Source organism: Dyella sp. (genome assembly GCF_035486915.1).
Classification (GTDB): Bacteria; Pseudomonadota; Gammaproteobacteria; order Xanthomonadales; family Rhodanobacteraceae; genus Dyella_B.
In genome coordinates, this window is sequence record NZ_DATHMR010000007.1 from 1 (window position 1) to 10,435 (window position 10,435).

General features: G+C 59.8%; 11 protein-coding genes. 8 read left to right on the forward strand and 3 right to left on the reverse strand.

Annotated elements, in window-relative coordinates; all coding sequences use genetic code 11:
• The first annotated feature begins 179 nt into the window (after window positions 1-179).
• From VK725_RS00630 to VK725_RS00650, 5 genes are all read left to right on the forward strand, one after another.
• The gene (locus tag VK725_RS00630; RefSeq protein WP_325316139.1) at window positions 180-2,195 is read left to right on the forward strand and encodes a DUF6600 domain-containing protein; all 2,016 of its coding nucleotides are present in this window, start codon (window positions 180-182) and stop codon (window positions 2,193-2,195) included.
• Window positions 2,196-2,249: 54 nt separating this feature from the next.
• Window positions 2,250-2,450, forward strand: a complete 201-nt coding sequence (thiS, locus tag VK725_RS00635) for a sulfur carrier protein ThiS (RefSeq protein WP_126673332.1) — start codon at window positions 2,250-2,252, stop codon at window positions 2,448-2,450.
• 55 nt (window positions 2,451-2,505) lie between these two features.
• Entirely contained in the window at window positions 2,506-3,306 is an 801-nt protein-coding gene (locus VK725_RS00640; RefSeq protein WP_325316140.1) for a thiazole synthase, read from the forward strand.
• A complete protein-coding gene (trmB, locus tag VK725_RS00645; RefSeq protein WP_325316141.1) occupies window positions 3,306-4,010 on the forward strand; it encodes a tRNA (guanosine(46)-N7)-methyltransferase TrmB in 705 nt (234 codons plus the stop codon). Before VK725_RS00640 ends, trmB begins: the two co-directional genes overlap by 1 nt.
• Before the next feature lie 335 nt (window positions 4,011-4,345).
• Window positions 4,346-6,163, forward strand: coding sequence for an SLC13 family permease (locus VK725_RS00650; protein ID WP_325316147.1), 1,818 nt, complete (start codon window positions 4,346-4,348; stop codon window positions 6,161-6,163).
• Window positions 6,164-6,384: 221 nt separating this feature from the next.
• On the opposite strand, the gene VK725_RS00655 is transcribed toward VK725_RS00650, so the two are convergent.
• On the reverse strand, window positions 6,385-6,732 hold the full coding sequence (locus VK725_RS00655; RefSeq protein ID WP_325316142.1) for a Rieske (2Fe-2S) protein: 348 nt from the start codon (window positions 6,730-6,732) through the stop codon (window positions 6,385-6,387).
• A 76-nt stretch (window positions 6,733-6,808) separates the two neighbouring features.
• Here VK725_RS00655 and VK725_RS00660 point away from each other — a divergent pair, with 76 nt between their 5' ends.
• The 3 genes from VK725_RS00660 to yedA all read left to right on the forward strand — a co-directional run bounded on the left by VK725_RS00660 (window position 6,809) and on the right by yedA (window position 9,260).
• Entirely contained in the window at window positions 6,809-7,084 is a 276-nt protein-coding gene (locus tag VK725_RS00660) for a hypothetical protein (protein WP_325316143.1), read from the forward strand.
• Window positions 7,085-7,153: 69 nt separating this feature from the next.
• Entirely contained in the window at window positions 7,154-8,023 is an 870-nt protein-coding gene (locus VK725_RS00665; protein ID WP_325316144.1) for a methylated-DNA--[protein]-cysteine S-methyltransferase, read from the forward strand.
• Between the two features lie 325 nt (window positions 8,024-8,348).
• On the forward strand, window positions 8,349-9,260 hold the full coding sequence (gene yedA / locus VK725_RS00670) for a drug/metabolite exporter YedA (RefSeq protein WP_325316148.1): 912 nt from the start codon (window positions 8,349-8,351) through the stop codon (window positions 9,258-9,260).
• An 80-nt stretch (window positions 9,261-9,340) separates the two neighbouring features.
• Here yedA and VK725_RS00675 read toward each other — a convergent pair whose 3' ends face one another.
• On the reverse strand, window positions 9,341-9,856 hold the full coding sequence (locus tag VK725_RS00675; RefSeq protein WP_325316145.1) for a fimbrial protein: 516 nt from the start codon (window positions 9,854-9,856) through the stop codon (window positions 9,341-9,343).
• A gap of 16 nt (window positions 9,857-9,872) precedes the next feature.
• Window positions 9,873-10,435: fimbrial protein (locus VK725_RS00680; protein WP_325316146.1), on the reverse strand; the 563-nt coding region annotated here is incomplete at its 5' end.

Genomic DNA, 10,435 nt, shown 5'->3' on the forward strand with positions numbered 1-10,435 from the left:
ACCGATGGCAACGCCATGTGAATCGGAGATAGCGGCTGGCTGAACCACCCTTTCCGAAAACACTTGCGGCATATGCATGCGGCGGTGTGCCGCGCCCATAATCTGCCTGCAACAATTCACAGGAAATGGACGACACACGGAAGCGCGACCGCCTCGCGCGTTACAGCACGGAGAGAACCATGCGCGTACTCAATGCTGAAGCTTCCTGCTTGCGCAGCCTGAAAATGGCTATGGCTATTTTGCTGCTCGTGTGCACCGGCTTCGCTCAAGCTCAATCGGACGATACGCAAGGCAACGCGGCTAACGACCCGCCCACACGCGTGGCACGACTGTCTTATGAAGCCGGTGATTTGGGCATGATGCCCGCGGGCAGCACGCAATGGACCGCTGCCGACGTCAACCGTCCGCTTACCAACGGCGACAAGCTTTCGAGCGGTCCCGACGCCAAGGCAGAACTGGAACTGGGCGGTGCGGCTTTGCGCATCAACAGTCAAACTGACGTCGGCGTGCTCAATCTCACCGACCAAACGGGTCAATTCGAGCTTACGCAAGGCACGTTGAACATCACGGTGCGCAACATTTATCAGGGCGCCACGTACGAGATCGATACCCCGACGCTGGCGCTGGTCATCAATCAACCCGGCAGCTTCCGGGTGGATGTTCCCACCGACGGTTCGTCGACCACGGTGAATGTGATCGATGGCGAGGGCATGATCTACGGCGAAAACAGCGCACAGCGCGACGTGTACAGCGGACGCAGCTACGTATTCGCCGATTCGTCATTGAGCAATGTCACCGTCAACGAATTGGGCGGTGGTGACGCGTTCGACAATTGGTGCAACGAACGCGATTCGGAATACGCGACCGAAGAAACATCCAGCGCGCAATACGTTTCCGACGACACCGTGGGTGCGCAGGATCTGGCGGCTTACGGCACCTGGGAAGATGACGGCGATTACGGTCCCATCTGGTATCCGGGTGGTGTCGCCGTGGGCTGGGCGCCATATACCTTCGGTCACTGGGTCTGGATTTCGCCGTGGGGCTGGACGTGGGTCGACGGCCTGCCGTGGGGCTTTGCACCGTATCACTATGGCCGCTGGGCGTTCGTCCACGGACATTGGGGTTGGCGCCCCGGTCCGCCGCGCGTGCGCCCGATTTATGCACCAGCGCTGGTGGCGTTCGCTGGCCTGGGACGAGGCGGCCCGGTCGGCTGGTTCCCGCTGGGTCCGCATGACATCTACAACCCGTGGTACCACGCGTCGCGCAACTACTACACAAACGTCAACGCTACCAACATCGGCATCCATCCTGGCTTTACGCAGGACATGCTGTTCAACAACATCCACAGTCAATACGGCTTCTATCAGAGCGGACGCACACCGCCCGGTTTGACCTACGCCAACCGCAATGTACCGCACGCTTTTACGGCGGTATCCGCGCAAGCGTTTGCCAGCGCCAGGAATGTGCACACTAGTCAGATACACGTGACGCCGCAGCAGTTCGCCGCGGCGACGGTGATGACATCCGCTGACGTGCAGCGGCCGACCCCAGCCAGCTTCGGCCAACCTCGTGCCGTGAATACGCGGCCGTTGCCTGCGGCGGGATTCAATCGTCAGGTCGTGGCGGTCGGCGTGCCTGCGGCGCAGGTTGCGGCGACGGCATCGTTCCGTGCAGGTATGCCCGCCTCCAACGTGCGTGTGATGGGGGCTCACCCTGGCGTGGTTGCCAATTCGCCGCGGCTCATCACCGGCGGAAATTACTCGCATACGGCAACGGTGCCTGCAGCAACGCCGACCATCCCGCACCCTGGCAACCTTCCGCAGGTACCACGTTTCGAGTCGGCCCAGCAGGTTCAGCAACCCCCTCAATCTTCGCGGTACGCACCGCCAACACGCACCGAGCCGCAACAAAGCTACGCACAACCGCAAAACGAGGCGCAGCAGCGTTATCAAGCGGCTGAGCGTGCGCATGAATACGTACCTGAGCAGCAGCGACAACAGGAACAGTATCGACCGCAAGACAGTGCTCAACCGCACGACGCCTATCGCGCAGAGCAGCAGCAGGACTATCGTCCGGCACCGTACATGCCCGAGCAGCGATCCGAGCCACGATCACAGCCACAACCGCAGTCCCATCCGCAGAGCGCCCCGCGCTCCGCGCCCGCGCCAGCGCATGGAAATGACAATCAGCACTGATCTCGCCGCACATGCCCGGCCAATCGCCGGGCATGTGCCGTTACAATAGGCGGCATGCAGATCACTCTTAATGGCCAGCCGCGCGATTGCGGACACGGTGCTACTGTCACCCAGTTGCTTCTGGATTCCGGTTACGCCGGCCGCCGCGTCGCGGTGGAGATCAACCACGAAATCGTGCCGCGCAGCCGTCACGACGACCACCAACTGCGCGATGGCGATCGCGTCGAGATCGTTCACGCCATCGGCGGCGGTTGATTCGCTGCACTGTCTTTAATCCCCGCGCCCCGCGCTTTGCACGTCGACTATCCCCATGAATATCAAGACGATCGACAGCACCGACTCCCTCATCATCGCCGGCAAGAGCTACGGTTCGCGCTTGATCACGGGCACCGGCAAATACAAGGATCTGGACGAAACGCGTCGCGCGACGCTCGCTGCCGGTGCCGAAATGGTCACCCTGGCGATCCGCCGCGTGAACATCGGCCAGGATCCGAATGCGCCGAACTTGCTCGATGCACTGCCGCCGAGCGAATTCACGCTGCTGCCTAACACGGCCGGTTGCTACAACGCGGCCGACGCGGTGCGCACATGCAAGCTTGCGCGTGAGCTGCTGGACGGACACAAACTCGTAAAGCTCGAAGTGCTTGGCGACCAGCGCACGTTGTATCCGGACGTGATCGAAACGCTTAAAGCCGCCGAACAGCTGGTCGCCGAGGGTTTCGACGTGATGGTCTACACCTCCGACGATCCGATCCTTGCCCGCAAACTGGAAGAGATCGGCTGCGTGGCCGTAATGCCGCTTGCAGCGCCGATCGGCTCTGGCCTTGGCGTTCAGAACCGATACAACCTGCTGGAAATCGTCGAGAACGCAAAGGTGCCTATCATCGTCGACGCTGGCGTGGGTACGGCTTCGGATGCGGCCATTGCGATGGAACTGGGCTGCGATGGCGTGCTGATGAATACGGCGATTGCCAGCGCAAAAGATCCCTTGCTGATGGCGCACGCGATGAAGCTCGCTATCGAAGCGGGCCGCGCTGCGTTCCGCGCAGGGCGCATTCCCCGCAAGCGCTTCGCCTCCGCATCCAGCCCGATCGATGGCACCATCGGCTGATGAGCGATCGCGCCGGCCACGACGCGCCCGAATACATGCGCCGCATCCGCAGCTTCGTGCTGCGGGAAGGCCGCATGACGCCTGCCCAGCAACGCGCGTTCGAAACACATTGGGAACGTTTCGGCATCGATTACACTGGCACTGCGCAAGATTTCCACACACGCTTCGACCGACTGGCGCCGCTGGTCATGGAGATCGGCTTCGGCAACGGCGAAGCGCTTGCATGGGCCAGTGAGCACGACCTGCTTCGCGATTACCTCGGCGTGGAAGTGCACGGCCCCGGTGTGGGTCGGCTGATGAATGCGCTAGCGTCGCGCGATGCCACCAACGTGCGCATCTACAAGCACGACGCGGTAGAAGTGCTGGAGAAGGAAATCGCGCCGGAAACGCTGGCTGAAGCGCGTATCTGGTTTCCTGATCCCTGGCACAAGAAGCGCCACAACAAGCGGCGCATCATCCAGCCCGAATTCGTGGCCCTGCTGGCAACACGCATGGTGTCCGGCGGCTTGCTGCATCTGGCGACCGATTGGGAGCCGTACGCGCAGCACATGTTGGAAGTGATGGAAGCCGCTCCCGCCTGGCGTAATGCGGCGGGGCCGGGCCAATACGCTGAAAAGCCCGATTGGCGCATCGAAACCCATTTCGAGCGGCGTGGCCTGAAGCTTGGCCATGGCGTGTGGGACCTGCTTTACCGCAAACGCTGAATCCAGCGGCCGATCATATCTCCTCCCCCTGACTGCAGGAGAAGGTTGGATGAGGGGCACACACACGCGCCTCGACGCAAGACTGAGCAATCCCACCCCAACCCTCCCCTGCAGCAGGGGAGGGAGTTAGCGCAACGCTGCGTATATTCCGTTGAAGACAGCAGCGCTCTGCTCACAATGCGGCGACGGTTCACCAGAGTCCCTGCTCAGACGCTTATACTTTTACGTCAAACAGGGACGAGTCACTACGTGAATCATTCACTGCCCCGCCAAATCAAGCGTTGGCCGACGCCCCATAGGGACGTTCGATAGTGGCACTCGCCCTCACCCCGGAAATGATCCTGGTACTCGGGCTGGTGTGCTTCACCATGCTCATGCTGGTGCTCGAGTGGATTCGCGCCGACATGGTGGCGCTGCTGGTGGTGGTGGTCATCGGACTGACCGGCCTGATCCCGTCGGATCGCGTCTTTAACGGCTTTGCCGGTAACGCCGTGATCGCGATCATCGCGATCATGATCATGGGCGCAGGGCTCGACCGCGCCGGCGTGCTCGGCCTCACTGCCCAGTTCGTGATGCGCATGGCGCGCGGCAAGGAATCGCGCCTGGGCGTCGTGATCAACTCTGTCACGAGCCTGTTTAGCGCGGTGATCCCAAGCCAGGCCTTGGCCGCGCTCATGATTCCCGTCACCAGCCGCTTGTCGGCGCGCACCGGTGTGCCGATCTCGCGACTGCTGCTGCCGATGGCGTTCTGCATTCTCACCGCGACGAACACCACGCTGATCGCCAACTCGCCACTGATCGTGCTCAACGACCTGATCGCCAGCGCCAACGCCAATTTGCCGCCTGGCGCGCAGACGGTGCCCAAGTTCGGTCTCTTCAGCGTCACCCCGGTGGGCCTCGCGCTTGCCGTCACGGGTGTGCTGTTCTTCTACTTCTTCACCAACAAGCTGCTGCCGGAACGCGAAGACGAACGACAGAAAGTCACGCCCGGCCGTACGGAAAGTTACTTCGCCGAGACCTACGGCATCGTCGGTGAAACCGCCGAGCTGACGGTGACTGCGGAAAGCCCGCTGGTCGGCATGAGCATCGGCGAAGTGGAGCAGTTGCATGGCGCACCGCTGATTCTCGCCATCAAGAGCGGCAACGAAGCACGTATGGCGCCGCCGGCCGATCAGGTGATCTGGGTCGGCTCGATCCTCGGCGTGCTAGGGCCGCGTGAGGAACTGAATCGTTTCGCCAACAACCAGCTGTGCAAAGTGTCGCCGCGCATGCGTCAGTTGGCGGAGTTGTTCAATCCTACCCGCGCAGGTATTTCCGAAGCGGTGATTCCGCCGAACTCGCGCTTTCTCAAGCAATCGGTGGGCGAACTTCGTCTGCGCAAGCGCTACGGCATTTCCGTGCTCGCGGTGACGCGTGGCGATCAGATCTATCGCGATGACCTGCGCTCGGTAAGCCTGCGCACGGGCGACACGCTTGTGCTGCATTCCAGCTGGCGCGCACTGCAGGAAGTATCGGAAGACAAAGACCTCGTCGTCATCACCGATATTCCGCGCGAAGAGCAGCGCCCCAATAAGGTATGGCAGGCGGTGGGTTTCTTCCTGCTCGCCAAATGCCTTGCGCTATTTACCAATCTCGACCTTTCCGTGGCGATGATGACCGGCGCCATCGGCATGCTGCTGTCCGGCGTGCTGAACATGGACGAGGCGTATCGCGCGGTGAACTGGAAAACGATCTTCGTTACCGCGTGCCTGATTCCACTGGGCTGGTCGATGGACACTACCGGCACCGCGGCGTGGTTGGCACAGGAAGTATTGCTGCACCTTGGACATGCCTCGCCGTGGATTCTGCAGGCGTCGCTGGCCATCCTCACGTTGCTTTTCTCGCAGGTGATGTCGAACGTGGGTGCGACGGTAATGATGGTGCCGGTGGCGATCAGCGTGGCGGTGGCGACAGGCGGTAATCCGTCCGCTTATGCCTTGATCGTCGCGGTGTCGTCCTCCAACACGTTCCTGTTGAGCTCGGGCCATCCTGCCCTGATGATGGTGACGGGCCCCGGCGACTATCGCAGCAGGGATTTCCTGCGCGCAGGTATACCACTGACGTGCATCGTGCTGGTGATTACGCTGGTCGCCATCAACCTGATGTTCCGCTGATCTCTCTTTCCTATCGAGTGGCCCCTGCGCGACGCCAACATCGCGTTGATCAACGAACGCGCTTGGATCTTTCATCGCCTGGGCATCGACGCGCAGGATGTTCTCGCCACGGCGGATACTAACTATTGAGGCCAGCAAAAAAGAGAGACACATCATTTGGCCGTCTATATTCAAAGCCCGGCTGACAATGTCAGTAGCTACTCAAAGGATAGACCGACGGTTCAGGCGTCCAACAACACGTCACCCAGCTCCACCCTCACCGGCACCCCGCGCAAACTTTCCCCACGGCACGGGCCACCGATGCACTCACCATTGTCGATGTTGAAGCTCGCACCATGCGCAGCGCAGACCAGCATGCCGCGCGAAATAAGAAACTTGCCGGGCGCCCAATCGAGTCGACGTCCCGCGTGCGGACAAATGTTGAGCCACGCACTCACGTGCTCATCTTGTCGAAGCAGGATGACGCTTTCCTCGCCGTAGGTTGGCAGCACGACATCCAGTGCCATGGCCTCGCCGTTGGGCATGTCTTCGAGCCGGCATAGGCGGCGGGGGGAGGTGGCTGTATCCATCGGCACTTGCCTTGCTGGCTCTCAGGCGTCATCGTTACACGCGTAAGTCTTTGATTTTACCATACGGATTTTTAACATGCGCATCGTTCTTCCACTGATGCATCGTCGCCGTCACCCTCTCGCACAGGCTTTTTCGCTGGTGCTGGGTCTATTTGTTATCGGCGTGCTGATGGTATTTGGGCTGGTTGTTGCGGGCGTTTTGATGGTGGGCGGCGCACTTTGGCTGATTTGGCGCCAATGGAAGCATGCCCGCGTTGCGGTCGCGCGCCCCGCGCCGCAGAAGCCACACGAACCGGAAGTGCTGGAAGGCGAATATGTCGTTATTCGTCAGTCCCGCCCGGTGGCGCACTGAACGCAAGATTCGGATAGCTACCGCCACACTGCGGGCCTAATCTGACGGCACCCTCCCCCGGATACCGTCATGACCAACTCGTCCGCCACGCTTGAAGCCCCGCTGGAACATGTCCGCGCGCTGATCGAGCGCGCGACGGAAGCGCCGTCTTTGAGTGCACTCGCTGCCATCGCCAAACTTAGTCCCACGCGTCTGCAACGTGCGTTTCGCCAGCGCTACGGCATGAGCCCTGCGGAATACCACCGCGCTCGCCGATTTGGCCAATTCAAATCGGCATTGCGTAAAGGCTCTGCCGTTGCCGACGCGGTGTATGACGCAGGCTTCGGTTCGGGTAGTCGTGTTTATGAGCACACGAATCGCCTGCTAGGCATGACGCCAGCCAGCTATCGCGCGGGTGGCGAGGGTGCGAGCATCCGTTACACAACGACCGACACGCCACTTGGACAACTGCTCGTCGCCGCCACCGCAAAAGGTATTTGTGCGGTCACGCTCGGCGCAAACGATGAAGAACTGGAACAGCGGTTAGCATCAGAGTTTCCGCACGCCGAACGCGAGCGTGTCGACAACGGGCGCGAAGAATGGCTTGATGCCGTCATTGCGCGCATCGCGAGCGAATTGGGTTGGAGCGATAAAGCCGCTCCGGAACTTCCGCCCCTGGATATCGCCGCGACGGCTTTTCAATGGCGCGTTTGGGAGGCGTTGACACGCATCCCTGCCGGAACAACCAAGAGTTATGGCGAACTTGCCGCCGAACTCGGACAGCCTGGCGCTGCGCGCGCCATCGGTCGTGCATGCGGAACCAACCGGTTGGCATTAATCGTACCTTGCCACCGCATCGTGCGCGAGGATGGTTCGCTGGGTGGTTGGCGCTGGGGTGTGGAGCGCAAGCGCGTGTTGCTAGAGCGAGAGCTCGACAAGAGCGCGTCGCATAAGCGATGACCGCTCAAGGCTGCATGTAGCTCCTAAAAACTCCACCGTATCATTCTCGATAACCCGTATATCGCCCCAACGTCATTCCGGCACAGGCCGGAATCCAGTAGCGATCGGGTGTGTAGTTCGAGGCACTGACCGAATTTGTCGACACTGGATTCCGGCCTGCGCCGAAATGCTTTACAACAGCGCGGCTGGTCAATAACGAGCAAAAAGAAGCCGATTGGAGATTCATGCCTTGAGTTGAACGCGTTTCAATGCAGGCTTGCATACCCTTCTCTTCCCCAGAATGCGTGACGCAGCTATCGTGCGCTCCAATCCCCGCGACATGCTTATGACCGATTCCGCCACTCCCTCCATCACCCCAACCGAAACCTCACGCGACAACCTATGGTTGCCGCTGTGCATGTTCGCGCTGTACATCATCTGGGGTTCGACCTATCTGGCCATTCGTGTCGCGTTGCAAAGTTACCCTCCTTTTCTGCTCGCGGGGTGCCGCTTTGCAAGTGCCGGCGTATTGTTGCTGAGCGCACTGCGACTGCGTGGCGTCGCCCTGCCTACCGCCCGGCAATGGCGCAATGCCGCGTTCACAGGCATTTTGTTGTTGGGCTTCGGCAACGGCCTGGTGTGTTACGCCGAACAAAGCGTGAGCTCCGGCATCTCCGCCGTCGCTGTCGCCAGCATGCCTTTGTTTGCCGCGCTCTTCGCGGGTCTCTACGGCGAATGGCCGTCACGACGCGAAACCCTTGGCTTGCTGATCGGTTTCGTCGGCGTGGCTGTATTGAACCTGGGCAGTAGCTTGTCTGCCTCTCGTTTGGGCGCTGTTGCGCTGCTCGTGGCTGCCGCTGCGTGGGCGTTTGGCTCGGTGTGGAGTCGTCGTCAAGATATGCCGGCAGGCCCCATGAATACGGCCGCACAAATGCTATGTGGCAGCGGTGCATTGCTCGTAGTCGGATTCGCGGGCGGAGAGACGCTACCGCACCATCCAAGCCTCCACGCAACATTGGGGGCGGCCTATCTAGTGGTATTCGGATCACTCATCGCGTTCAGCGCTTATCTCTATGTGCTCAAACACGCACGCCCTGCTTTGGCGACAAGCTATGCCTACGTCAATCCGCCCGTAGCCGTGCTGTTTGGAGTGCTGTTACTGGGTGAGAAAGTTGGCCCGTTCGATCTGGTTGGCATGACGATTATTCTCGTCGGCGTCGTTACGATCACTGCGGCACGGCAACGGCGAACGCATTGATTGTGTGGAAACGTTACCTCGCGACACAGTCGGCGTTGCCTTCACCCTTGTATTGCAAAAAACTTATCTCACATTGTCACTTACTGGTAAGTCACGGAGACCGTAGCAATAGACTCGACACTGCCCGCCGTGACCGCACCTACACGCCAGTAACCCGCACGCAAAGCAATCACTGCTCCGTTACTAACAACAGGAACCGTGCGCGAGTTGTTGGTGCCATTTGCACCAATGTTCAAATCATCTGCCGATTCCAGTTCTACCGCGGTACCTTGCGCGCTACCGGTATTGAGAAAACGTAAAGGATCAGCGGAATCTGGCGTTCCGCCGAACACGAACGTCGCACTAGCCATTCCCGGCGCACAGTTCTGGAGGGTGAGACTGAATGTTTTAAAGTTGCCCGAGCCTTGCGCGTTGAGCACGCTGGCATCGATAGGATCGAATACAACGGTGCGATTGTCGTCACCGACCGCCCATTGACAGGTACCCACGGTAATCGCGCCGACGATGTCGAAGGTCGTTTGAGCTTGTGCATACGAAGCGACGCACAACAGGCCTGTGGTAATAGCGATTTTCAAAACGAATGTACGTATGACCATGTCCTGCTGCCAATGATCAGTTATAAGTGAAGTTGATAGTGATGGGCACGTTGACGCTGCCTGCAGTAATGGGCCCAGTCGTTTTGTAGAAATGCGCCCATATGTTGAATGTACTGGGTGGGTTACTCGGATCAACACCGTTCCAGTCAATGAGAGAGTTCGGCCAGATTTCTGTCGATTGGGCGTTGTACAGCAGCTCAATAGCTACGCCTTGAACCCCAGATCCACCATTTACAGCCCATACGTGGTTGTTCGAAGCATCTGCCTCACCTGAGAAATAAAGATGAATGGTGTTGATGCCCGCGATGCACCCGGTTGCAACGATCGGAATCTGCACAGCAGGTGTTGACGTATTCGTATTGAAATACGTGTCAGGATAAATTCCTATGTTCGCGATGTTTCCGCCATTGACCGAAAAGTTGCAGGTCGGTACGACGAACTGACCATTGAAATTAATAGTCAGGTCCGCCGGAAAAGCGGGCATTGACAGCGACGCAAGCGCTGCGAGCGAAACCCAAGTCGAGCACCTATGTTTCATAGCCATCACCGTCATCACAGGTAGGTCAACGTAACGGTTGC